Source organism: Thermoleptolyngbya sp. PKUAC-SCTB121, assembly GCF_016919485.1.
Lineage (GTDB): Bacteria > Cyanobacteriota > Cyanobacteriia > Elainellales > Elainellaceae > Thermoleptolyngbya > Thermoleptolyngbya sichuanensis.
Genome location: NZ_CP070366.1, coordinates 4,230,279 through 4,253,127 on the forward strand (window position 1 = coordinate 4,230,279; position 22,849 = coordinate 4,253,127).

Consider the following 22,849-nt stretch of genomic DNA (forward strand, 5'->3'; position numbering starts at 1 on the left):
TTGGGGAGGGCGGCAACGATGAAGCGCCGTGATCTAGAGCGTCATAATCTGGAGCGTCACCCTCTAGAGCGTCACAGTCTGGATCGACCCACGCTCAACCCGGTGCTGGTCGGCGGCATGGTGATTGCGATGGCGGGGCTGCTGGTAGATTTGCGCGGCATGGTGTCGCCGGTTGCCTCCGGCAGCCATCACGAAGCCTGCCAGGGCACGGTCAATCAGCAGGTTACCCTCTCCCGTGAACAGCTTGCCCAGTTGCTCACGGTGCCCGAACGCGACAGCCGCGATCGCATTACGCAAATTGCAGGCGCTCCCTATTGCCAATTGCAAAACATTCAGGTGAGGGCGGGCGTGGCCGCCGAGCGCCAGGTCTATCCGCTCGCTTTTGACCCGCAGACTCGCCTCGTCATTCTCTACGAGGGCAACGAGTATGCTGGGTATCGCTTTAGCTTCCAATAAGCCTCCTATTAAGCCCCCCTTACAGAGGTGCTGGCGCAACGCCTGGACGAGCCTGATGGCGATCGCCCTGCTGGGGTCTGCCTGCTCCCAAGCCCCTCGCCCGGTGCGAACCGTGCCAATTCAGCAAAGCTGGGAATTGCAGCTTGGCAGTACCGTGGGCAAACACCGCATCGCGGGCGGGCTAGGCGACATCTCTATCGAGATGAAGGGCGATCGCGTCTATATTCCCTTCGACGGCGAGGTGCAGTCCAATGACATACCGGGCTGCTATATCTACTCCACGCCCGACGTGCCTGCCTACCTATTTCGCCTCTGCGGCCTCAAGTCTGGCAAAACTGGGCGAGTCCGCAGTGGCGACTCCCTTGGCTCCGCCGACTATCTCCACTTCGCCGCCCTCCGCCGCCAGCCCGACGGCACCTGGGCCCTGGTAGAACCCTCCAAGGAAATGCTGGAGCGGATGATCAGTAAGTAGCGGTAAATAGCGGGAGAGCGCGGACAGAGGCAAAACCCCTGGGATTCCAACACTCCAAACAAATCTGATTTTCCTTTTCCCCTTATGAACCGTACCCTCTTGCTGCTGGGCGCGGTGGCGATCGCCCTGGGTGACTCGACCGCCGCCCATGCCGATGACCTGGCGCTGAATTTTGAGATGGCGGTGGTGCAGCCGTCGTCGGTAGAGCCGTCTGCGAGCGCAACTCCAACGGCCATGCTGGAGCCACCGCTGGATGTGCCCCTGCAAGTGCCCGCGAATGCGACCGAGCCGCCCATGCAAGAGGCTTCGCGGGCCAATCCGGAGTTGCCGCCCCCGCCGCCGAGGGGTGGCTTCGAGGCAATTGCCCAGCCCTTTCCCCAAACCTTTCCCCAGTCCTTTCCCCGACCTGCGCCCCCCCGTCCGTCTGCGGCTCCGGCCCTGGTGGCGACGAGTCAGCCCGCCTCTCCTGAAGAATCTCTGACCCTATCCATTGCGCCATCGGGGTCAAAATCCGTTGAACTACGATTCGATGTGCCCGCTGGTCATCTGGCCCAGGCAAAAGCCGAAGAACCGCAGCCTTTCCCAGTCAATCAGGCAGTAGGTCAAGCGATAAACGGTGCAGCGCGGCTACTCGGCCTTGCTCCGCCAGTTCCAAAGCCTGCCAACGGCGAACTGGAAGCCCTGTTTCACGGCGGCGCAGACTCGCTGGTGGCGAGGGTTGTGGGCAGCGCCGAAGGGACTCGCGCCGCCGACGGCCAGCGCACCAAAGCCTACTACGGCCACACCGACCCCGGCAACGGCGTGTGGAATCTGGGCAGCTTTTCCTATCAGCACGGCGCAAGTTCCCCAGAGGAGGCCGACGAACGCCAGCTTCGACGGCTGCAAAAACAGGCCGACCTGCTCCAGCGCAAGGCAGCCAGCCACGGCATTTCTCTCACTCTGGAGGAATTGCTAAACGGCATCGACCTGGCAAACCAGGCCCCCATGGCCGCGCTCGATCGGGGCGGCTATATCGACTGGCTAGCCGAAGCGCGGCGGCAGGGAATGCAGGGCGAATCGGCAATTCTGTGGGCCCGCACCCGCGCCTTCATCGACCCCGATACGCAGCAGTGGAATGCGCCCGGACTGGGCAACACCGCCGACAGCATTTCCCGCGACCAGGATCGCCGCATGAGGGCGATCGCCCGTGCCTACGAACACTACCGCACCCAAACGAGCCAGCCCGTTGCCCTCAATTCGCCTACGCCGCCGCCCACCGCCCCAGCCACCAACCTAGCCGCCAACCTAGCCGCCAACCTAGCCGTAGGTGGCGATTTGCCCAGCCCTACCAGTCCCTCCCTCGGTCAGGCCCCACCGACTGAGAAATCGCCTGAAACATCGACTGAGAAATCGGGCGTTCTCGACTCGCTGTTCAGCATTAACCTGCCAGAATTCGCCTTTTAGCTAGTCTTAGAAGGGCTAACTTGTGGGGCGATCGCCCGATCGATTGGGGACTTGCCGGAATTCACCTCTTAGCAAATTTCGCAAGTTTCAGAAGGGGCAGACCTGGGCTGAACCCTAGCCCAAGCGGGGCTGACCCGCCTTTTCATCGCCCCAAGCTTCGCTTCGTCGCAGGGCCGCCTCCACCGCCATCTGCTGGTCGCGCCGGGTAATCCAGCGGTGATAGGTGCGCGTGTGAACGGCGACGGAGTGGCCCATCATGCGAGCGGCGACGGTATCGGGTAGCCCCACATGAATAGTTCGCACAGCCCAGGCGTGGCGCAGGTCGTAGGGCGAAAAGGGCAGGTCATAGCGGCGAAACTGGGTAGCGACCTGCTGCCCAATGCGCTGGAGCGTCGTCTGGCGAAGATCGGTGGTGATTGGCGGCAGCATTACCTCGCGCAGGCTGAACCGATCCACCCACTCTACTGGAAATGGCCAGACCTGGTGCGCTCCAGTTTTCGTGGTATCTTGCACCTCGATCACACCGCTGGGGTCGCCCTGCCGCAGCGCATCATAGTCGCAAAAAAACACCTCGTGGTTTCGCAAGCCATAGGTCGCCATGATGCCAAACACGAAGCGCCAAGCCGGGTTGGGGATTTGCTCGTAGGCGGCGAGGATATCGGCTTCGGTCGGCAACTGGCGCAGTTGGGTTTTGCTGTTGCCGTAGTTGCCCCAATAAGTTTTTAGGTCGATGGGTAGCTCGACATGCAGGAAGTCTGCCAGTGCGCCAAGGGCGGTGCAGCAGATTTGGCGGCTGCGGGTGTTGGGCTGGGTGGCTTGCACCGTGGCGTAGATGGCTTCGGCAAGGCTGAGGTTGGGGCGAGCTTGGGCGATCGCCTCTAGCTTTTTCAAATACGGCGCGTAGGCCTTCTCCCACGTCGTCCGCACCGAAGCGGGATTTGCTGCACCCTCTTGCCGCGTCCAAAACTCCTGCTGAAACGCCGCCAGCTTTTCTGACAAGTCCATCTGGCTCAGCCGTCCGCCGCCCTTCACAGGCAAATAATTGTGCCAATCGAAGCAGTTTTGCAAAAGCTGGGCAGCGATAATTTTGGCTTCGGCTTCCGCTTGCTTCAGTCCATCATGGGTGGCAGGCAGGTTCAGGCTGATGCGCTGCTGGTGCGGATTCAGCCGATGGCTGCCCGGGCGCGGCGGCAGCGTCCCCCGCAGGCTCAGCTTTTCTCCCCGCCGCTCGATTTGTAGCCCCAGTCGTGCTGCCCTGAGGCGCTGGTTGGTTTGCAGGATGCGATCGTCGAGGCTGGGCATGGGAAAGTCAGAGAGGGGAGGATTTTTGGGGTTTTGGATTTTGGGTTTTGGCAGCCGGGTGCAGTGCTGATATGGCGGTTCCGAAATCACCAAGCTAAAATCGCCAAGCTAAAATCGCCAATCCAAAATCGCCAATCCAAAATCGGTTGGACGATTGGAGCATAAGCCGCTAAGTTTCTTATATACCGTGCAGATCCAAACTGGGATTTGCAGGGGACGCTAGTTACAGCTTCAGCGACAGCCTCAATAGACAGACTTGAGACAGACTTGTTATAAACATTACGAAAGTTTAAGCTTTTGGGGTTCGGCGTAGTTGAGAAAGTCTCTCAGGTTGAATCGTTGTTAAAATCAGTAACAAATATTAAAGCCAAGGGAAGCCGTAGTCACTATGGGTCGTGTTGGGGTTTTGCTATTAAACCTGGGAGGGCCGGATCAGCTAGAGGATGTGCGCCCGTTCCTCTATAACCTGTTTTCCGACCCGGAAATTATTCGGCTACCGTTTCCTTGGCTGCAAAAGCCATTGGCGTGGCTAATCGCCAACAGCCGCACCCGCAAGTCTCAGGAAAACTATCGCCAGATCGGCGGCGGTTCTCCCCTGCGGCGGATTACTGAGGAGCAAGGGCAAGCGCTGCAAGCTGAGCTTCAGCAAAAAGGACAGGAGGCGCAGGTCTACATTGGGATGCGCTACTGGTATCCCTTTACGGAAGAGGCGATCGCCCGCATCAAGCGTGATGGGGTCGATCGGCTGGTGATCTTGCCGCTTTACCCGCAGTTTTCCATCAGCACTAGCGGTTCCTCCTTCCGCCTGCTAGAAAAAATTTGGTCAGAAGATCCCGCGCTGCAACGGATCGACCACACGGTAATCACCTCCTGGTACAAGCGCCCTGGCTACCTGAGGGCAATGGCGGATCTAATCGCTCAGCAGTTGGATCAGTTTGAGAATCCTGACGCGGTTCACATCTTCTTTAGCGCCCACGGCGTGCCGCTGAGCTATGTCGAAGAGGCGGGCGACCCCTACCAGCGCGAAATTGAGGAATGCACGGAGCTAATCTTGCGGACGCTGAATCGTCCTAATTCCCATACGCTGGCCTACCAAAGCCGCGTGGGCCCGGTGGAGTGGCTACGGCCCTATACCGAAGATGCGATCGCCGAACTGGCTGCCCAGGGCGTTCAGCATCTTCTGGTCGTGCCCATCAGCTTTGTGTCAGAACATATCGAAACGCTGCAAGAGATTGATATTGAATACCGCGAGATTGCTGAAGAGGCAGGGATTCACAATTTCCAGCGAGTGCCGGCGCTCAACACCCATCCGGTCTTCATCAACGACCTGGCCGAGATGGTGGTAGACGCGCTGAATTCTCCCAATCTGACCCTGGATCAGATTGCCCGCCCCGCCGAAACCACCAAGATCTACCCACCGGAGCGCTGGGAGTGGGGCATGACGACGGCGGCGGAGGTCTGGAACGGACGGCTGGCGATGCTGGGTTTCTTGGCGCTGCTGGTGGAGCTAATCAGCGGCCACGGCCCGCTGCACTCGCTGGGGCTGCTGTAGCTTTAAGGCGCTCAGCCGTGCAAAATTGGCGATGCAATCTCTTCTCTGAGTTCGACCTTGCGCCGACTCGCCTCGCACAGCAGATTCAGTTTGTTCTAGAAATCGACAAGCTGAAGGGCGTGCTGCGCCAGACCTTGCTAACTGATGCCTCGCGCCGTGAAAATAGCGCCGAACACTCCTGGCATCTGGCGCTGATGGCGATCGCCCTGGCAGAATACGCACCCGCCTCCATCGACCTATCGCGGGTGGTGCAAATGCTGCTGCTGCACGACCTGGTAGAAATCGACGCAGGCGATACCTTTGCGTTTGACATCCAGGCCAATCAGGACAAAGCTGAGCGGGAACAAGCCGCCGCCGATCGCCTGTTTGGTCTTCTGCCGCCCGACTTGGGGCAACCCCTCCGCGCCTGCTGGGAAGAATTTGAGGCGGCGGAGACCGTGGATGCCCAGTTCGCCCACGCCCTCGATCGCTTCCAGCCGTTTTTGCACAACCTGCAAACCGAGGGCGGCACTTGGCGGCTGCATGGCATAACGTGCGATCGCGTCTTGGGGCGAATGCAGCCTGTGAAGCAGGGCGCTCCCGCACTCTGGCCGATTGTGGAGGCTTTAATCCACCAGGCGGTTGCAGCAGGCTACTTGCTGCCAGACCCAGACACCACTCCTCCCTCTGACAGATCGTACCCCGACAGATTACATCCTGACTAATCACATCCTGACTAATCGCCCCCCGACAGATCGCCCCCCGACTGATAGAGCGACATCACCTGCGACAGCGGCAAGCGAGACTGTACGCCCAGCGTCAGCGGCGAGGTGTGCCCGTGCTTCAGGTGGTCGGCAGCGGCGCAGGCGATCATGGCGGCGTTGTCGGTGCAAAACTTGAGCGGCGGAAACAGGACGCGCAGATTTTCGCGCTCGGCGGCCTCCTGGAGGCGGAACCGCAGGCCGCTGTTGGCCGCCACACCCCCGCCAACAGCGATCGCCCCCAGTCCATAATCTTTGGCGCAGGCGATCGCCCGTTTGGTGAGCGATCGCGCCACCGTGTCTTGAAAGCTGGCGGCCAGGTCAGCCACGGGCAGCGGTTCAGACGATTCCTGCAAACTTTGGGTCAGCCGCAGCATCGCCGTCTTTAGGCCGCTAAAGCTGGAATCGTAGGGATGATAGCCGCCCTCTGGCAGAGAAATTTTGCCGTCTGGCAGCACAAACGCCATCGGATTGCCGTCTTTTGCCAGACGGTCGATCACGGGGCCGCCCGGATAGCCCAGCCCCATCAGCCGCGCTACCTTGTCAAAGGCTTCTCCGGCGGCATCGTCGCGGGTTTCGCCCAGCGTTTCATACTGGCCGCAACCTTTGACGTAAATTAGACTCGTGTGCCCACCCGACACCAGCAGACAAAGAAACGGCGGCTCTAGCTCTGGTTCGCTGAGATAGGAAGCGTAGATATGGCCTTCGAGATGATGCACACCGAGAAATGGCTTATGGTGCAGCATGGCCAGCGTTTTAGCAGCCGTCAGCCCCACCAGCAGCGCCCCCACTAGCCCCGGCGCACAGGTCGCCGCTACGCCGTCAATCCCTGCCCAGCCCAGCCCACTATCGGTCAACGTCTGGGCGATCGCCCAGTTCATTGCCTCTAAGTGCTGCCGCGAGGCCACCTCCGGCACCACGCCGCCATACTGCTGGTGAACCTGGATTTGCGACGACACCACATTGCTTAACAGGTGGCGATCGCGCACCACCGCCACAGCCGTTTCATCACAACTTGTCTCTAACGCTAAAACCGTCGGCATCTCAAGCTTGGTTCCTAACTCGAATACTCAACTTCCCGCCCAACCTCAAATCCAACCTCAAATGTAGAGTTCTTTGAACTTTTGTAGCGCCTGTACCCGCTTCAAGCTAATATCAAAAGTCGTCAAGAGCTAATCCTATCAAGGCTTCTGGCAATTGCCAGCGATTTTCCTTGAGCGCTTGTCAATTTTCTAAAAGCTTAACGTGGTCACGCTTCGCTTGCGGAGTATGATCGCTCCAAAGCGTGAATGCTGTTCTAAAAGCATCTTAATTGTTTGTAATAAGTCGTTGCATTTTGTAACAAGGGAAGCAATTCCATGCGCAAGTTGTTTGCTCAGCTATTTGCCCTCGTATTGGCGGTTTCCTTGTGGGGAGGGTTTGCAGCCCCCGCCTCCGCCTATAACCTGACTCCCTGCGCCGATTCGCCAGCGTTTCAGGCGCGTGCTGCCAAGGCTGTCACTGCCCAAGCCAAAGCCCGATTCCAGTCCTATTCCTCCGTCCTGTGCGGCGAAGACGGCCTGCCCCATCTAATCGTAGACGGCAGCCTCTCCCATGCGGGCGAGTTTCTCATTCCTAGCATTTTGTTCCTCTATATTGCCGGGTGGATTGGCTGGGTCGGTCGCGCCTACGTGATTTCGGTGCGTGGCGACAAAGAGCCTGAAATGGCTGAAATCATCATCGACGTGCCCCGCGCGGTGAAATTCATGACGACCGGGCTGCTGTGGCCGCTGGCTGCGGTGCAGGAGTTTACCACGGGTAAGCTAACTGCCCCCGACAACGAAATCACGGTGTCTCCTCGCTAGGCGCTTTCGCCTTGGTGCGGCCCGCGCATTTCGCGTTTTTACAGGATTTCAACCAAGTTTTCAACAGTCTCTCAAGCTAACGTCTCTCACGTTTCGGAGCATTGTTCATGCAGTATTTCTTGAAGTACCTCTCGACGGCCCCCGTGCTGGCAACGATCTGGATGTTCATCACGGCTGGCATCCTGATTGAGTTCAACCGCTTCTTCCCGGATCTGCTGTTCCACCCCTAGTGCGGATCTTGAGTAGAGGCCTGTGGCGCTCGATCGTTCCAGGCCTTGCTTTCGACCCGTTTGCTACTGCGGCTCGTGCGATCGCACAAAGGCTAAACCGCCCAAGATCACCCGCAGGGAACCCAACGTTGAGGCCGCTTTCTGCTGAGGAAGCGGTCTTCGTTTTTATCTGTTGCGGTAAAATCTGCATTACATCCCTGCTAATCGGCTGCGTTGCTTTGATGAGTCGTATCTAGAGTCCGCTTGCATGGCTGCACCACTGTCTTGGCTGCACTGCTGTCTTGGCTACGCTGCTGTAACGCCTTGTGGGGTAATGGGAAGCAGTCAATTTGGATGGGGGCATTTATACTGAGGTGCATGGCGCTTGTTCTGACACATCTCGCAGACTGGAGCGTCTTACCCAGAGCTTGCTTAGGAATAGTGTTCGGAGCAATGGTATGTCGGAGCAACAGTATCCGGAGTGCTGTGAATTTATCCGGAGCTTTATGCAGTCATGTCATAAAGTCAACTGGATGGACGGGTAAATCTGTGCATCCCATGAGCCAAACTGGTTAAATCAGGGAATGCTAAATCTATCGCTGAGGCTTGACTTGGGTGAATCGGTCTGGGGCGATCGCCCACTGAGGCTCGACTCATGACCCAACTGCTCTAGTGCGACACATCCTCTGCAAGGCCCGTACGTTTGACCTCCCATGTCCGGTTCTAATGTTTCTTCGGTTGGTTTTTATGCGGTCGCGGACACCCCTCAACTTATGCAGATAGACCCCCAAACCTTTATGGTCAAATTTTGGGGCGTTCGCGGCAGTGTGCCCACGCCAGGTGTCGAGATGGTGCGCTATGGAGGCAATACGCCCTGCGTAGAGATGCAAGTCGCCGGGCAGCGGATTATTTTCGACGGAGGGACGGGGCTGCGCCTGCTGGGCAAGCACCTACGCGATGAAATGCCCGTCGAGGCGCACCTGTTTTTTACCCACACGCACTGGGATCGTATCCAGGGGTTTCCCTTTTTTGCGCCCGCTTTTGTGCCGGGAAATTGCTTCTATATCTACGGGGCGGCCGGTCCAAATGGCGCGTCAATCAAACAGCGCCTCTCAGACCAAATGCTGCGCCCCAATTTTCCCGTGCCGTTGCAGGTGATGCAGGCGGAGCTGAAGTTTGTAGATATCGTGCCGGGGTCGGTGATTCCGATTGAGGATGTGACGGTGGAAGCGGTATCGCTCAATCGACCCAATGGGGCGCTGGGCTATCGCGTAACCTGGGGCGGCTATTCGGTGGTCTATGCCACAGATACCGAGCGATCGCCCGATTCGGTGGAGCAAAACCTGAAGTATCTGGCGCAAGATGCAGATCTGCTGATTTACGACGCAGCCTACGTCAGCGACCACGCTCTAGTTGACCCCGAAGCAGCCACTGGGGAGCAGAGCCACGGCTGGCAGTCGGGCATCGATTTGGCGATCGCCGCTAGGGTCAAACAGGTCATCATGTTCCACCACGACCCAGCCCACGAGGACGATTTTCTGGACAGCATCGAGCAGGATGTGCAGTCTCGCTATCCCAATGTGAAGCTAGCCCGCGAGGGCATGGTGCTGGACGTGACGCGATTCGGGAACAATCTTTCGGCGTAGATTAGAACTCCGGCATCATAAGTCGGCATAACGATCGACCGCGACGCGCAACTTTCAATCTGCCCTCACCCCCCAACCCCTTCTCCCAGGTGGGGAGAAGGGGAGTAAGAGAGGCTTGAAGTCCCTCTCCCGCGTTGGGAGAACACTTAAAGCCTTCGGTAAAGCCTTCGGCAGACCAGAAAAGGGGAAGAGAGATTAGCAAGGTTGCACCTTGCATAGTTACACCTTGCATAGTTACACCTTGCATAGTAGTTGCACCTTGCATAAAGGTGGACAACGCGATGCGCTGCCCATCCTTATGTCTTCAGGGCATCTTCACGATTGGCCCCAATCCCTAAACATGAGTCAACTGCCGCTTCATTTCGTCGGCATACTGATCCGCATTTAGCCCCACCAGCACATGTAGCTTGTGGTCGTTCAGATGCATCACGCCGTTAGCACCAGCCGCACTAAGCGCAGAGTCATCCACTACGCTGTCGTCTGCCACCTCGACCCGCAGGCGCGTCAGGGCAGCAGGTTCCACGCTACGGATATTGCGGCGACCCCCAAGGGCAATGATCAGGTTTTCAGCCTTCTCGGCGGCCATCGGGTCGCGGGCCGGAGCGCCACTGCCCACAGCCGCCTCTTCAGCAACTTCGGCTTTACCCGCCGCCGGAGTGTAACCCAGATCCGCTTCCGGGCCAGCGGTTTTCAGATACTCGATCATGTCAGTCTTGAGGTTTTCTGAGCGCGGGCCGAAAATCGCCTGCACGCTGTTGCCCACCTCCAGCACACCAGATGCACCCAGCGCCTTCAGTCGCGCCTTGTTCACCTTGCTCTTGTCTTTGACGGTAATCCGCAGGCGGGTGATGCAAGCGTCCATCACCTCGATGTTGCTGCGCCCGCCAAAGGCCTGCACCAGACCCAGCGCCATGCCGCCTGCCGCTGCGGGTGCTACGGTCATGCCTTCGGGCAATTCTTCTTCAACTTCGCGACCCGGCGTTTTGAAGTCAAACAGGCGAATCGCCGCGCGGAACACAAAGTAGTAAACCGCCGCTGCCACAATGCCGCCGCCGACAATTAGCTTCCACACGTCGCCCTTATTGCCGTTCCAGTTGCCAAGCTGGTTGAACAGGGCAAAGTCAATGAATCCCTGAGAGAAAGTGAAGCCCATGCGCCCACCCAGCGCCACAAACAGGAAGTCGCAAATTCCCGCCATGACTGCGTGAATCGCATAGAGCGCCGGAGCTACAAACAGGAAGGAAAACTCCAGCGGCTCGGTGATGCCTGTCAAAAACGAGGTCAGCGCCGCAGACACCATCAAACTGCCGGTAACGGCGCGGTTTTTGGGCTTTGCCGATTGCCAGATAGCCATAGCCGCCGCGGGCAGCCCAAACATCTTAAACCAGTAGCCGCCGCCCAGGATGCCCGCTGTGGGGTCACCTGCAAAGAAGCGGTTGATGTCGCCCCGTACTAGTTGGTTTGTCACCGGGTCGGTGTAGGAGCCGATCTGGAAAAAGAAGGGCACGTTCCAGACGTGGTGCAGACCAAAGGGTAAGAGCGATCGCTCAACCAGCGCATACAGTCCAGCCGAAAGTGGAATGTTATTTCCACTGGCGGCGGCGTTGGCAAAGCTGTTGATTGCGCCGCCGATGGGGGGCCAGATCAGGCTCATGAGGGCCGCAACGGCGATCGCCACCAGGGAAGTAATAATCGGCACAAACCGCTTGCCCGCAAAGAACCCAAGGTATTGCGGCAGCTTAATTCGGAAGAAGCGGTTGAACAGATACGCCGCAATACAGCCCATGATCAAGCCGCCAAACACGCCTGTATCCAGCGTCAAAATGCCCAGCACAGGCTTCATCCAGATGTTTGGCGTATCCTGCCCCTGCTGGATCAGGTCTTGAATCTGCGCCTCGGTGACAAAGCCCCGTGCCGAGCCAAACGCACCCAGCGCCGCAATGAACACCATAAAGCCCACCGTTGCCGCCAGCGCCGAAACGCCGTCGTTGCCTGTGTAGGCGATCGCCACTGCAATGGCAAAAATCAGCGGCAGCACGCCAAAAATCGCGTCCCCCGACGCTTTCATGATCGTCGCCAGCCACTCCGGGATAAACCCAAAGGTCGTTTTCGTAATCGTGCCGCTGGCCAGGTTCTGAATCTCAATCAGTCGGGCGCTGCCCAAACCCAGCAGCAGCCCCGCAATCGGCAAAATCGACACAGGCAGCATCAGGGCCTTGCCCATCTGCTGCGCGAGCGCGAAGAATTTTTTCCACATAGTTTTTTTGAAGAGAAGAGGGGAGGTCTATCGATTCTCGATTTTGGATTTGCGATTTTGGATTGCCAGTTTTGGATTGCCAGTCGAGAATCTACGCGGCTTCCGGCAATTTTATTCGCAGCACCATTGAGGAGAAATGGATATTCGAGGAATGGCGTTGATAGGAATGGAGGGGTAGGAAATTAGAGCAATCGGGCAATAGAGCTATGGGGGATTCAATCCCTGCGCTCCGTCCCTCCATCCGCCCAGCGCCTAATCCTCAGTCAGGGGCACGAGTTCACGCACGGCTTCGGCCGTATCTGCCGCGAGGGCTTGCTCTGCAAGGCGCTGACAATCGGCGAGGCTGAGCGTGCGGATTTGGGCCTTGACGCTGGGAATCGTGGGAGCGCTGACGCTGAGTTCTTTCACGCCCAGACCGATCAGAATCGGCACGGCCTGCGGGTCGCCCGCTACGCCGCCACAAACGCCGCACCACTTGCCGTACTTATTTGCAGCGCGGGCCGCCATGCCAATTAGCCCCAGCACACCAGGACTTAGCGCATCAGCGTAGGGAGCCAGCTTGGGATGGCCGCGATCCATCGCCAGGGTATATTGCGTCAGGTCATTGGTGCCCACGGAGAAGAAATCTACCTCGCGGGCAAACTGCTCCGCCATGACTGCGGTTGAGGGCACCTCCACCATGATTCCAGCTTCAATGGGCGCAACGCCGAGGGACTGGCGCTCCTCCTCCAGCATTTGCTTGGCCATGTGCCATTCTTCCAGTCGGGCGATCATGGGGAACATGATGCGAACCTTGCCCGCCTCGGAGGCGCGGAGGATTGCGCGAAACTGGGTGCGGAGAATCTCTGGACGATCGAACCCAAGCCGAATACCGCGTTCCCCTAGGAAGGGATTTTCTTCGTGGGGAATAGGCAGGTAGGGTAGGGGCTTGTCGCCGCCTACGTCCAGGGTGCGGATGATCAGCGGGCGACCCTCCAGCGCTCTGGCAGCAGCACTGTAGATGGCGGTCTGCTCGTCTTCGTCGGGGGCGCTGTCGCGTTCCATAAACACCAGTTCCGACCGCAGCAGGCCCACGCCCTCGCCACCAAACTTGACCGATTTTGCGCCTTCTTCAGCGTTGCTGATGTTGGCCACGACCTCGATGCGGTGTCCGTCTGTCGTGATTGCAGGTTCAAACGCAGTTGCCAGTTCTCGCTGGCGGCGTTCTTTAACGCGGGCAATCCGCTGCTGGGTGCGCTCCATTTCCTCCGTCGAGGGATTTAGCCGCAGCCGCCCCTTGCTGCCGTCCAGAATCGCCGGGGTTCCTTCCGGTAGCTCCAGCACTCGCGGCTCTGTGCCTGCCATCGAGGGAATGTCCATCGCCCGCGCCAGGATAGAGACGTGGGAGGTTGCGCCACCCGCCACCGTGCAGAAGCCTGCGATCTTCGTCGGGTCTAGCGTGGCCATGTCCGATGGGGTGAGGTCTTCGGCCACCAGGATGGTGTGTTCGGGATAGGTGACGACTTCGGCCGTAACTCCAGTGAGAATTCGCAAGACGCGATCGCCCACATCCCGCAGGTCATTGGCTCGTTCTGCCAAAAGCGCATTATCCAGCTTGGACAGCATTTCGGCTTGGCTTGTATAGGTCTGCTTCCAGGCGTAGGCAGCGCTCTTGCCCTTGTCAATGGCGCTGGCGGCCGTGTCCATTAGCTCCGGATCGTCCAGAATTTCCTGATGAGCGGCAAAGATGGCGGACTTTTTCGGATCGCCCTGGCCGTGAACCTTTGCCCGCAGCGCCTCTACATCTTGCGAAGCCTTGGCGATCGCCTGCTCCAGCTTGCGACGTTCTTCATTGGGTGCGCCACCATGCTCCGAAACAGTGATTTCTTGCTGCTGCACCCGACGCAGATAGCCGACCGCCACCCCAGGCGACGCAGCCACTCCCAGAATGACGTTCGGATCTTCCGATCGGGGCCGGGGCGCGGGCTTCGAGATTTCTGGCTGTTCGATGCTGGCCGCCACGGCCACGGGTTTTGCGCCTTCTTCGCCCAGGCCGGTGCGGAGGGCTTCGCTGAGTTCGGCGATCGCCGCTTCGGCATCGGGGCCGCTGGCTTCCAGTTGCACGGTCGCGCCATTGCCCACCGACATACCCATCAGCCCAATCACGCTGCGGGCGTTGGCCGACTTATCGCCATACTTGAGGCGGATATCGGACTTATACTTTTTCGCCAGCGTAGACAGCACCGCAGAGGGGCGGGCGTGTAGCCCCGTCGGGTTGGGAATGACGATCGGCTCCGAGGCAACCGTCACCCCGCCAATGACCGTCCCATCCTCCGAAACGTCGCCCAGCGCCAGATCCAGCGCGATGTCCTGGCCGCCCACGACCGTTCCCAGGCGTGGCTCAAACTTGACGACGCGATCGCTGTTGGTGATCACAATCTGGGTCAGCAGGCTGCGGGCGTGCGTGGCCACGAAATCTGCGTCGAAGTTGATCAGCGGGTCGCCCACCCGGACGCGATCGCCCACCCGCACTCGCGGCACAAACCCTTCACCGCGCAGCGTCACCGTGTCCAGCCCGATGTGCATCAGCACTTCCAGCCCGTCCGGTGTTTTCACCGTCACCGCGTGGTTGGACGGGTGAAGCTGGATCACCTCGCCATCGCAAGGGGCTAACAGTGTCTGGCTCGTGGGGTCAATCGACACGCCATCGCCTACCATTTTTTGAGCGAATACCGGATCGGGCACCTGCTCAATCGGAACCAACTGACCCGACAATGGGGCAACCAGCGCCACCATGCTGCGAGTCTCTGCTGGCGCTACAGCATAGCTCATTCGTCAATCTCCTGATTTGATATCCAAGATGAAATGTTTTGAACCGTAAAGAACTTCTCAGTATTCCAATCCACACAGCCCAAAGCGGGCGATCGCAACCCGATGACTCTTTGAAAGACAAAATTGCAAAGATAAAAAACTGCACTCACACCGAATACAGCCCGTGAAAAATCACACGCAAAGAATCACCCGCGAGAAATCACACGCGATTGCAGACCTGTGCAGACTTTCAACTCCTGGCTTGCCAGGAACCAAACGATAGACCTTATCCTCACAGGGATCAGCAAGGTGCTGGAATTTACGAATTAAAAATTTAAGCTTTGAGCCGCCAAACGTTACCAAACGCTTTACAAATAAGGGCGATCGCCCATTTTTGGCAGTTACGCAAAATACATCGGCAGCCAGGTCGGGATCAAGAGATTTGGGATTAGAAGCTTTGGGATTAGAAATTGGAGTTCGACCCCGAACTCTACTCTACGTGCCCACTCTATATGCCTACCCTGCGTGCCTACTCTACGTGATTAAACACCGTCATCATGAGCAACAGCGCAACCCCCACCAGCACTGCGCCCTGGAGATTGACGCGGGTGGGCGATCGCCGATAGGGCGGCTCTAGCCAAAAAGCCAGCAGCCGCGACACCAGCGGCATCACGCCCCAGGTCAGGATCGAGCTAGTAATCAGGTTATTCACCAGCATGGCGCTGCCCGGCGGCCAGTCTTGCATAATGCCCAGCGCCCCAAACACCAGCGATTGAATCATCACCGTAGGGTATAGCCCCATCACCACCGACAGCACTTGTTTCCAGGGCGCAGGGCCCAGCGCGGGGCGCTCCGTGCCCGATGTCTGCGAAAACCAGCCCTCTAGCCCTGTGGTAAAGGATTTAAAACGATATTCCTGCAAAAAGCTCTGCCCCGCGATGACCAGTTCTTTGCGATCGCTCGACTGCACCCACTCGTTCAAATGCTCTGGCGTATCAAAGTGCATCACCGAATACCACTTCACCACGCCATCCCGACACACCAGCGGCGGGCAGAGATCCGTCCGAATGTAGCCCGGAAACTGCCGAGCGCGATGCAGCAGTTCTGCGTGCCATCGCCGAAACGGCAGTTCCTTGCTGCGGGGCACAATGTGTTCAATCATGACGCTGGAATAAAAGACCGGATCGGCTTGCAGGTCTGACATGAGTCACGGTTGGGGTAGAGGGACAGGGCAACCGAGAATCATTTACGCATATCCGCAGCAGCGATAGCGTCTGTCGCAATGCCAAACTCCAAATACTCAGCGGGGTCTATCCCACTTTTGTAACCCTCACCCTAAATCCCTCTCCCAAAGCAGGAGAGGGACTTCCAATCCGGCTCCCCTTCTCTCGTTTTGGGAGAAGGGGTTGGGGGATGAGGGCAAACTTGCAGAACTGGGATGCGCCCTACTCAGTGCCTATCCGGGCACATCCTATCCCCTCACTTGCGCTAGCGTAGAGTTGATGAGTTTTCAGCCAGTGAATCAAGCCTGTGACTGTTGTGCTGAGGGGAAAACAAATCGCCATCGGGCTGCTAATTAGCACGGTGCTGCCGCTGGCGGCTTGCAGCGCCGAGTTTCAGCGTCGCCTTGCGCCTGATCCAGCGCTGATCAATGGCCCAGGGCAGGAATCGGGGCTGGCCAGTCCGCCTGCTTCGCCGGAGGCCACGCCCTCGCCTAATGCGCCAGAATCTCCAGGGGCGATCGCCCCGCCTGCCTCCCCGTCCGAATCGCCCGCCACCTCGCCATCGCCCCGCCCCGCCGCAAACTGGCGACCCGGCCAGCCCAGCGCAACGACCAGTAGCCCAGGCACACTCCGCACCGCGCCCCAGCGCTTCACCGACCTAGCCCAAGCCCCAGCCGATTTGCAGCCTTACATTACCGACCTGGCAGAGTTGGGCGTTCTCCAGATCACCCCTGCTGCGTCCGAGTTCAAGCCCGGTCAGCCCATCACTCGCCGCGAGTTTGCCCGCTGGCTGATGGCCGCCAACAACGAAATTTTTGCGAACCAGCCCGCCAACAAAATTCGCCCCGCGTCTCCCTCAGAAACACCCGCCTTCCAGGACGTGCCCAGCAGCGATCCAGATTTCGCCGCAATTCAAGGGTTAGCCAGTGCTGGCCTCGTGCCCAGCCCGCTATCGGGCAACAGCACCATCGTCACCTTTCGCCCCGACGCGCCCCTCACCCGCGAAGACCTGATTTTGTGGAAAACACCGCTGGATCTGCGCCGTTCGCTGCCCAACGCCACCCTAGAAGCCGTGCAGCAAACCTGGGGCTTTCAGGATGCCGCCAGCATCGATCCCCGGGCCCAGCGGGCGGTGCTGGCCGATTTCCAAAACGCCGATTTGTCGAACATCCGTCGCGCCTTTGGCTATACCACCCTGTTTCAGCCCAAAAAGCCCGTGACGCGGGCAGAAGCGGCGGCCGTCCTCTGGTTCTTTGGCACCCAGGGGAACGGGCTGTCGGCCCGGGAAGCCGGACAGCAGGCAACCGAACCCACCAGCAGCCAGACTGCTGAACAAGTCGGGGGACAGTAGCAAGCAATGGTCGCCCTATCGGAACAGCTTGTATTGCAGCCGTCTGCTCTGTGGCGATCCGCATGGCGGCGATTTCGGCGAAGCTGGACGGCGATGCTGGGGCTGGGGCTGCTGAGCCTGCTGGGACTGGCGGTGCTGGTGGGGCCATGGGTCTATCCCGTCTCGGCAACAGCGATTGACTTTGGACGAGCGGCGGCTCCGCCCAGCCTGGCTCACCTCTTTGGCACCAACGATCTGGGTCAGGATCAACTGGCGCGAGTGCTGGTGGGTGGCCGCATTTCTCTGGCGGTGGGCGTGGCAGCAATGGCGCTGAGCATTGGGCTGGGCGTGGGCATTGGGGCGATCGCCGGGTTCTATGGCGGACTCCTCGACACGCTGCTGATGCGCCTCACCGACCTGTTTCTGGCGCTGCCCCAACTGCCCCTGCTGCTGCTGGTCGTCTACCTGTTTCGCAGCGCCGCACAGGCGATCGCCGGCCCAGAGTGGGGCATCTTCCTCCTCGTCGTCTGCGTCATTGGTGGGCTGAACTGGATGAGTACCGCGCGGCTGGTGCGGGCCGGGTTCCTCTCCTTGCGAAACCGCGACTTTATCGCCGCAGCGCGGGCAATGGGGGCGCGTCCGGGCCATCTCATCTGGCATCATCTGCTGCCCAACGTGCTGAGTCCGGTGATTGTGTCGGCTACGCTGGCGATCGCCACTGCCATCCTCACCGAATCGACCCTCAGCTTTTTGGGACTTGGCTTTCCGCCCGACGTGCCTACCTGGGGGCGAATGCTGTTCGATGCCTACAACCGCATCGAAACCGCCCCCCACATTGCCGTCTTTCCAGGTCTGATGATTTTCCTCACCGTCCTCAGCATCAACTACATCGGCGACGGCTTGCAGGATGCGCTCGATCCGCGCCGGGAAGCATGAGGCAGCGCGTTTGAGGGTCAGAAAAAGCTCGTGAAGCCATTCCAGCCCTTGCCATCCCGTTCCTTACTTTTCGTCAACCGCAACCATCCTTCCCAAATGCCCAACCCCTACGACGACCCCTACGATCCCCAGCAGCTCAAGCGAATTCGCATGTTTGTCTATCTGGTGCCCGTGCTGGGCGTAATTCCAGCGATGTGGGCGCTGGCAGTGCGAAAGGGCGATTCGCGCGAACGGCAGGCGGCGCGACTATCCACGACGCTGGGGCTGGGCTGGCTGGTGGGCTATGCGGCGCTAGCGGCGGGGGCCCACACGGCTGACCCTTCTGCAATTCCGCTTCTCGTTGCCAACAGCGCCCTCACCTCCGGCTATTTCGTCGTCATGCTGTGGCTAATGCTGCGGCTGTGGCAGCGCAGGCCCTTGCGGCTACCGGGCATTAGCGACGTGAGCGATCGCCTGCCGTAGCCCAGTTCCAGAAATCTAGATCTACCCACAATCAACTCACACCCCACATCATCCATTCTGCAAAATCGTTGCTAAGATGCTGCATGAAGCGTCGGAACTCACCCCACCACCACAGTCGTCAACGCTTTCAGCCACGTCTTTCACCTCTAGACCCGTTCTCCCTTAGCAACCCCTCGTGACATCCCCAAAGGCTCGATCTTCTTTGTCTCCTCAAACCCAACCCCTGCCCCCTCGAAAAATCAAACTCCCCTGGCTGTTGCTAGGGTTGCTGGGTGTGGCAACCGTTTCCGCGGGGGCAGGAGCGCTGCTTGCTATGACGCTGGCCAGCACACCGCTATTGCAAAGCAGGCTTTCGCCAGAAGAGTCCAAGGTTTTTGGTCAGGGGGAAATCGCGACCGGCCTAAACTTTCGCCTGCCCCGGCTGACCCGCCCCGTCAATATCATGGTGCTGGGAATTAAGGTGCTGAGTTCTGATGTGGACAACCCGCCGCCCGAAGTTCGCGATCTGGGCTATCACGCACTGGTCAACTCCTTCGATGGGCTATCCGACACCATGCTGATGCTGCGGTTTAACCCCGAAACGGGCAAACTCGTGGTGCTATCGGTGCCGCGAGACACACGCACCCGCGTCGCTGGGCTGGGCGTAACCAAGCTGAACGAAGCCAATGCTTACGGCGGCCCGGCGTTGGCGGCTCAGTCAATTAGCAATTTACTAGGGGGTGTGCCCGTTGATCGGTATGTGCGGATCAATGTGCAGGGGGTCGAAAAGCTGATTGATGCGCTGGGCGGCGTGACGGTCTACATACCTAAGGACATGAAATATACCGATCATTCCCAGCATCTCTATATCGACCTGAAGCAGGGCGAACAGCACCTCAACGGCGAACAGGCGCTGCAATTTCTGCGGTTCCGCTACGATGCCTACGGCGATATTGGGCGGGTGCAGCGGCAGCAAATGCTGATGCGGGCGCTGGTCGAGCAGACCCTCAGTCCGGCCACACTCACGCGCATTCCACAAATCCTGTCAGTGATTCAGGAAAATGTCGATACTAACCTGACGGTTGAGGAACTAGTGGCGCTAGTGGGCTTTGCAGCGCAGCTCAAGCGGGCCGACTTGCAGATGCTGATGCTGCCAGGAGAGTTTAGCGGGGCGGGCGACTATGAAGCCAGCTATTGGCTGCCGAGTTACTCTCGCATTCAGGAGATGAGCAGCCAATACTTTGGACTCAATCCAGCCTCAAGCGAATCGGTTGCCGATCCATACGCCGAGCCAGGGGTCGATTCGGTTCCCGCAGAAACAGACTATGGCATTGAGATCGCGATTCAAGACTCCACAGGTAACCTTGCGGCGGCCGAGCAACTGATGTTCGCGCTGCGAGAGGCTGGGTTTTATAACGTTTACATTGACGAAAACTGGAGCGAACCCCTGCGCGAAACCCGCATTATTGCCCAGGGCGGCGACCTTGCAAAAGCTGAGGCGGTGCGGCGATCGCTCGGACTTGGCGAAGTGCGTGTCGAAGGAACTGGCAACCTGCAATCGGACGTGACGGTTCAGGTGGGCACAGATTGGCGGGTGGAGTAGAAGAGGGTGGAGTAAGGTAGGGTCAGCGTATCGGGGCAAGCCCATGCCATTACGCCGCTACTTCTTCTCTCCCTCTTCAAGCGCCACTAGCGTTACGTCCGGCGCAAGCTTCCGCAGTTCTGCTAGCAGGTGATGGGCTGGATAGTCGTAAAGCTGCAAATAGATCGTGCCGGGCAAGTTTTGGGCAAAAGCGTTGGCGGTGTTGAGGTTTAGCCCGGAGATGCGGTGCAGGGTGGTGCCAATCTCGCTGAGATTGCCCCGATTCAGGGGCTTGCCCATGCTGAGTCGCCAAGTTCGGGGGGGACGCATCTGCCCACGCTCAATGCGCCGCAGTCCGTCGATGGTGGACAGGACAATGAGGCGATCGCCCGCTTTCAGCATCCAGGTTTCCGACGGCATCAGGCTGTCGCTGCTGTCGAGCGTCCGCCGCTCGCTGTTGCGTTCATAGAAAATCGGCACCACACCATAGCCATAGGACACCTGCGAAAGCAGCTTGCCCACCAGCGTATCGCCCGCTTCTACCAAAAATTCCGTCACCAAGATCGTCTGTTCATTCAGCCGAAACAGGCTCAGGATATTTTCGCCAAAGGCCGAACCCACAAACGCTTCGGCGGCCAAGGCCGACACAGCCATCACGCGAGCGTTGGGAATCAGCGCGGCCAGACTGGCGCTAAACCGCTGGTTATAGGAACGAATCACCAATTGCAACGACTGCTTTTGCTGGCGGGTCAGCTCTCGCGCCGTAAGCGCCACCTCCAGATTTAAGATTTGGTCGTCCGTGACGACGACTAGGCTTTTGGCGGTTTCAATATTGGCGTGGCGGATCTGTTGAATCGGATTCCCCACGATGATCGGGATTTTGGGAAACAGCGCCAGGTTGTCCGCCACATCTGTCAACACAACAAAGGGCTGGCGAAACGTCTGAAGCCAGGTTGCTACCTGCTGGCCAACGCGCCCAAGCCCAACCATCACCACATGCCCCTGTTTGGGCATCGGCGACCGCCGCTGGAGGAAGCTAAATCGGGCGCTGAGCAAGTTATCCGCAATAATACCCACCACGCCCAACACAAACAGCAAGCTGATGATCGTGATCAGCAGGCTGACAAAATAAACCCAGCCGGGAACGGGGTCGTTCTCTAACCCGCCAAATACGTCGCCATAGCCCCCTAGCAGCAGCACTGCACCAGAGGCGATCGCCTTTGTCCAGGTTAGCTCTGGCACCGTCATCTTGAGCATGGTCGCCCCTAGCACCCACAGCACCAGTGCCGTGATCAGACCCATCGCGATGAGTGGACGAGTTCGATTGGCCTGCATCCACGCCCGCACTCGCTGAACCCACTGCAATGGCTGCTCTTTCAGCACGGCTTGCAGTCCAGCCTGCCAGCGCGATCGCCAGTCGCCGCCTGCCTGATGCTGGGTATAATCCGGCGCGTCTGCGATTTCTATGTAGGCAATGGTGTCGCCCGCCCGAATGCGGGTGTCTATCTGCCAGTGATAAAACGCCCGGTTTGGCAAGGCAGGGATTTCTGCCTGGGGGCGGTGGCTGAGCAGTCGGTAGGATTTTTTGTGCTGAGCCACCGCACGCGCATCATCAAACCGCGGATCGCGGGGCTGCACGGTTTGTTCCACCACCTGCAAGCGCGTGTCCCCAATGTTGAAGCTGCCCAGTAGCCCCACCTGTAGCCCTGCCATCGCAAAAGCAAAAGCAGGCATCTCCATCGGGTCGTAGGCGTTGAAGTTGCCGAGCCGCAGCTTGAGCAGTTCGTTGAGGCTTTGGCGAGACGAGCGCACCACCAGGCGCACCTCTGGATTGAGCCGACGAATGGCGATCGCCGCTTCGATATTCACCGTTTCGTTACTTGTGACAATTAGCGCCGCACGGCACTGCTGCACCCCCGCCTTCAGCAGCACGGGTTCATCCCGACAATCACCAATCAGCAGATCCTCCGCCAGCAAATCGGTCAGATTTTCGACCTCCCATTCTTCTGGGCGCTGTCGGTCGATTGCGGTAACAGAGACCACTGTCCCCTCGGTCGCAAACCGCTGCAAGTGATAGACGCAATATTGCCCCAGGCTACCTAGCCCGCAGACCAAAAAGCGATCTACGCGCGGCGAGGAACCCATTAGTCGCTGCACACAAAGACGCTCTCGCCATCCATAATGACGCGGCTGCACCGGGGGCTAACGCCGCGCTCACCCACCACCTGGCTAAATTCGCTGCTCTCCATTCCGGCGAGTTCTGCCGCCTTGGCAAAGGACAGCATTTCTTGCGCGTAGAGGGCGATCGCCAACTCTTTGAGCAGCGCCTGTTCAAGATGCTGCTCCGGCAACCGCATCGACTTGAGAACAGAATCTGGAATCGTCAGTTCAACACTCATGGACTGTCCCACTCGTTCACTCAACAAAATCAAAAAACGCTTAATTAACTACCTTAGCGAAACCCAGCAAACACAGCCTTGACACAGGTATCCTGGCTCTCGCTGAAATCCTGGCGCTATGAGAACCTGGCATTTTTGCGACCAGTCCAGGAAGCTCACCCCCGCCCTCACCCTGCGTGCCCCCTTAGAATCTAACGTTCCCCAGATGGAACAAAGATTACTCAGCG

The 22,849-nt window shown here is 58.8% G+C and carries 19 protein-coding genes; 12 read left to right on the plus strand and 7 right to left on the minus strand.

Features of this window, described 5'->3' with window-relative positions:
* Positions 1–18: 18 nt before the first annotated feature.
* The 3 genes from JTM80_RS17325 to JTM80_RS17335 all read left to right on the plus strand — a co-directional run bounded on the left by JTM80_RS17325 (position 19) and on the right by JTM80_RS17335 (position 2,371).
* Positions 19–456 carry a hypothetical protein gene (locus tag JTM80_RS17325; protein ID WP_205369946.1) on the plus strand — a complete coding sequence of 146 codons (438 nt, stop codon included), beginning with the start codon at positions 19–21 and terminating at the stop codon, positions 454–456.
* Positions 428–928 carry a hypothetical protein gene (locus JTM80_RS17330; RefSeq protein WP_225906666.1) on the plus strand — a complete coding sequence of 167 codons (501 nt, stop codon included), beginning with the start codon at positions 428–430 and terminating at the stop codon, positions 926–928. The genes JTM80_RS17325 and JTM80_RS17330 overlap by 29 nt, the downstream gene beginning before the upstream one ends.
* 84 nt (positions 929–1,012) lie before the next feature.
* Positions 1,013–2,371: a hypothetical protein gene (locus JTM80_RS17335; protein ID WP_205369947.1), complete on the plus strand. Its 1,359-nt coding sequence runs from the start codon at positions 1,013–1,015 to the stop codon at positions 2,369–2,371.
* 114 nt (positions 2,372–2,485) lie between these two features.
* On the opposite strand, the gene JTM80_RS17340 is transcribed toward JTM80_RS17335, so the two are convergent.
* Complete coding sequence (locus tag JTM80_RS17340; protein WP_205371452.1) at positions 2,486–3,673, minus strand: site-specific integrase; 1,188 nt, start codon at positions 3,671–3,673, stop codon at positions 2,486–2,488.
* Positions 3,674–4,061: 388 nt separating this feature from the next.
* On the opposite strand from JTM80_RS17340, the gene hemH reads away from it, so the two are divergent.
* Together hemH and JTM80_RS17350 are read left to right on the plus strand one after the other, a co-directional pair.
* Positions 4,062–5,225, plus strand: coding sequence for a ferrochelatase (hemH, locus tag JTM80_RS17345; RefSeq protein WP_172358148.1), 1,164 nt, complete (start codon positions 4,062–4,064; stop codon positions 5,223–5,225).
* Between the two features lie 17 nt (positions 5,226–5,242).
* Positions 5,243–5,929, plus strand: a complete 687-nt coding sequence (locus tag JTM80_RS17350; RefSeq protein ID WP_205369948.1) for an HD family hydrolase — start codon at positions 5,243–5,245, stop codon at positions 5,927–5,929.
* 11 nt (positions 5,930–5,940) lie between these two features.
* On the opposite strand, the gene tsaD is transcribed toward JTM80_RS17350, so the two are convergent.
* On the minus strand, positions 5,941–7,008 hold the full coding sequence (gene tsaD / locus JTM80_RS17355) for a tRNA (adenosine(37)-N6)-threonylcarbamoyltransferase complex transferase subunit TsaD (RefSeq protein ID WP_172358150.1): 1,068 nt from the start codon (positions 7,006–7,008) through the stop codon (positions 5,941–5,943).
* A gap of 315 nt (positions 7,009–7,323) precedes the next feature.
* Here tsaD and JTM80_RS17360 point away from each other — a divergent pair, with 315 nt between their 5' ends.
* The 3 genes from JTM80_RS17360 to JTM80_RS17370 all read left to right on the plus strand — a co-directional run bounded on the left by JTM80_RS17360 (position 7,324) and on the right by JTM80_RS17370 (position 9,664).
* Positions 7,324–7,809: a Photosystem I reaction center subunit III gene (locus JTM80_RS17360; RefSeq protein ID WP_068509541.1), complete on the plus strand. Its 486-nt coding sequence runs from the start codon at positions 7,324–7,326 to the stop codon at positions 7,807–7,809.
* Between the two features lie 107 nt (positions 7,810–7,916).
* Positions 7,917–8,039 carry a photosystem I reaction center subunit IX gene (psaJ, locus tag JTM80_RS17365; RefSeq protein WP_068509544.1) on the plus strand — a complete coding sequence of 41 codons (123 nt, stop codon included), beginning with the start codon at positions 7,917–7,919 and terminating at the stop codon, positions 8,037–8,039.
* A gap of 776 nt (positions 8,040–8,815) precedes the next feature.
* The gene (locus JTM80_RS17370; RefSeq protein ID WP_306466878.1) at positions 8,816–9,664 is read left to right on the plus strand and encodes an MBL fold metallo-hydrolase; all 849 of its coding nucleotides are present in this window, start codon (positions 8,816–8,818) and stop codon (positions 9,662–9,664) included.
* Between the two features lie 334 nt (positions 9,665–9,998).
* On the opposite strand, the gene ptsG is transcribed toward JTM80_RS17370, so the two are convergent.
* The 3 genes from ptsG to JTM80_RS17385 all read right to left on the minus strand — a co-directional run bounded on the left by ptsG (position 9,999) and on the right by JTM80_RS17385 (position 15,915).
* Entirely contained in the window at positions 9,999–11,921 is a 1,923-nt protein-coding gene (ptsG, locus tag JTM80_RS17375; protein WP_205369949.1) for a glucose-specific PTS transporter subunit IIBC, read from the minus strand.
* Positions 11,922–12,173: 252 nt separating this feature from the next.
* A complete protein-coding gene (gene ptsP, locus JTM80_RS17380) occupies positions 12,174–14,732 on the minus strand; it encodes a phosphoenolpyruvate--protein phosphotransferase (RefSeq protein ID WP_172358154.1) in 2,559 nt (852 codons plus the stop codon).
* A gap of 508 nt (positions 14,733–15,240) precedes the next feature.
* Positions 15,241–15,915 carry a hypothetical protein gene (locus tag JTM80_RS17385; RefSeq protein WP_172358155.1) on the minus strand — a complete coding sequence of 225 codons (675 nt, stop codon included), beginning with the start codon at positions 15,913–15,915 and terminating at the stop codon, positions 15,241–15,243.
* A gap of 326 nt (positions 15,916–16,241) precedes the next feature.
* On the opposite strand from JTM80_RS17385, the gene JTM80_RS17390 reads away from it, so the two are divergent.
* From JTM80_RS17390 to JTM80_RS17405, 4 genes are all read left to right on the plus strand, one after another.
* Positions 16,242–17,285, plus strand: a complete 1,044-nt coding sequence (locus JTM80_RS17390) for an S-layer homology domain-containing protein (RefSeq protein WP_255548801.1) — start codon at positions 16,242–16,244, stop codon at positions 17,283–17,285.
* A gap of 6 nt (positions 17,286–17,291) precedes the next feature.
* Positions 17,292–18,200, plus strand: a complete 909-nt coding sequence (locus JTM80_RS17395; protein WP_205369951.1) for an ABC transporter permease — start codon at positions 17,292–17,294, stop codon at positions 18,198–18,200.
* Between the two features lie 96 nt (positions 18,201–18,296).
* On the plus strand, positions 18,297–18,662 hold the full coding sequence (locus tag JTM80_RS17400; RefSeq protein ID WP_172358157.1) for a hypothetical protein: 366 nt from the start codon (positions 18,297–18,299) through the stop codon (positions 18,660–18,662).
* A 274-nt stretch (positions 18,663–18,936) separates the two neighbouring features.
* Positions 18,937–20,244 carry an LCP family protein gene (locus JTM80_RS17405; RefSeq protein WP_290427087.1) on the plus strand — a complete coding sequence of 436 codons (1,308 nt, stop codon included), beginning with the start codon at positions 18,937–18,939 and terminating at the stop codon, positions 20,242–20,244.
* A gap of 57 nt (positions 20,245–20,301) precedes the next feature.
* Here the strand turns inward: JTM80_RS17405 and JTM80_RS17410 are convergent, their stop codons facing one another.
* Positions 20,302–22,368, minus strand: a complete 2,067-nt coding sequence (locus JTM80_RS17410) for an NAD-binding protein (protein WP_205369954.1) — start codon at positions 22,366–22,368, stop codon at positions 20,302–20,304.
* Positions 22,368–22,622, minus strand: a complete 255-nt coding sequence (locus JTM80_RS17415; protein ID WP_172358159.1) for a UPF0175 family protein — start codon at positions 22,620–22,622, stop codon at positions 22,368–22,370. The genes JTM80_RS17410 and JTM80_RS17415 overlap by 1 nt, the downstream gene beginning before the upstream one ends.
* Positions 22,623–22,849: the final 227 nt, after the last annotated feature.

Coding starts and splice junctions, on each gene's coding strand:
- ptsG (WP_205369949.1), bottom strand. CDS start 11,921: ATGTGGAAAAAATTCTTCGCGCTCGCGCAGCAGATGGGCAAGGCCCTG.
- JTM80_RS17335 (WP_205369947.1), top strand. CDS start 1,013: ATGAACCGTACCCTCTTGCTGCTGGGCGCGGTGGCGATCGCCCTGGGT.
- hemH (WP_172358148.1), top strand. CDS start 4,062: ATGGGTCGTGTTGGGGTTTTGCTATTAAACCTGGGAGGGCCGGATCAG.
- JTM80_RS17340 (WP_205371452.1), bottom strand. CDS start 3,673: ATGCCCAGCCTCGACGATCGCATCCTGCAAACCAACCAGCGCCTCAGG.
- JTM80_RS17370 (WP_306466878.1), top strand. CDS start 8,816: ATGGTCAAATTTTGGGGCGTTCGCGGCAGTGTGCCCACGCCAGGTGTC.
- JTM80_RS17395 (WP_205369951.1), top strand. CDS start 17,292: ATGGTCGCCCTATCGGAACAGCTTGTATTGCAGCCGTCTGCTCTGTGG.
- JTM80_RS17410 (WP_205369954.1), bottom strand. CDS start 22,368: ATGGGTTCCTCGCCGCGCGTAGATCGCTTTTTGGTCTGCGGGCTAGGT.
- JTM80_RS17360 (WP_068509541.1), top strand. CDS start 7,324: ATGCGCAAGTTGTTTGCTCAGCTATTTGCCCTCGTATTGGCGGTTTCC.
- tsaD (WP_172358150.1), bottom strand. CDS start 7,008: ATGCCGACGGTTTTAGCGTTAGAGACAAGTTGTGATGAAACGGCTGTG.
- JTM80_RS17330 (WP_225906666.1), top strand. CDS start 428: ATGCTGGGTATCGCTTTAGCTTCCAATAAGCCTCCTATTAAGCCCCCC.
- JTM80_RS17400 (WP_172358157.1), top strand. CDS start 18,297: ATGCCCAACCCCTACGACGACCCCTACGATCCCCAGCAGCTCAAGCGA.
- JTM80_RS17325 (WP_205369946.1), top strand. CDS start 19: ATGAAGCGCCGTGATCTAGAGCGTCATAATCTGGAGCGTCACCCTCTA.
- psaJ (WP_068509544.1), top strand. CDS start 7,917: ATGCAGTATTTCTTGAAGTACCTCTCGACGGCCCCCGTGCTGGCAACG.
- JTM80_RS17415 (WP_172358159.1), bottom strand. CDS start 22,622: ATGAGTGTTGAACTGACGATTCCAGATTCTGTTCTCAAGTCGATGCGG.
- ptsP (WP_172358154.1), bottom strand. CDS start 14,732: ATGAGCTATGCTGTAGCGCCAGCAGAGACTCGCAGCATGGTGGCGCTG.
- JTM80_RS17385 (WP_172358155.1), bottom strand. CDS start 15,915: ATGTCAGACCTGCAAGCCGATCCGGTCTTTTATTCCAGCGTCATGATT.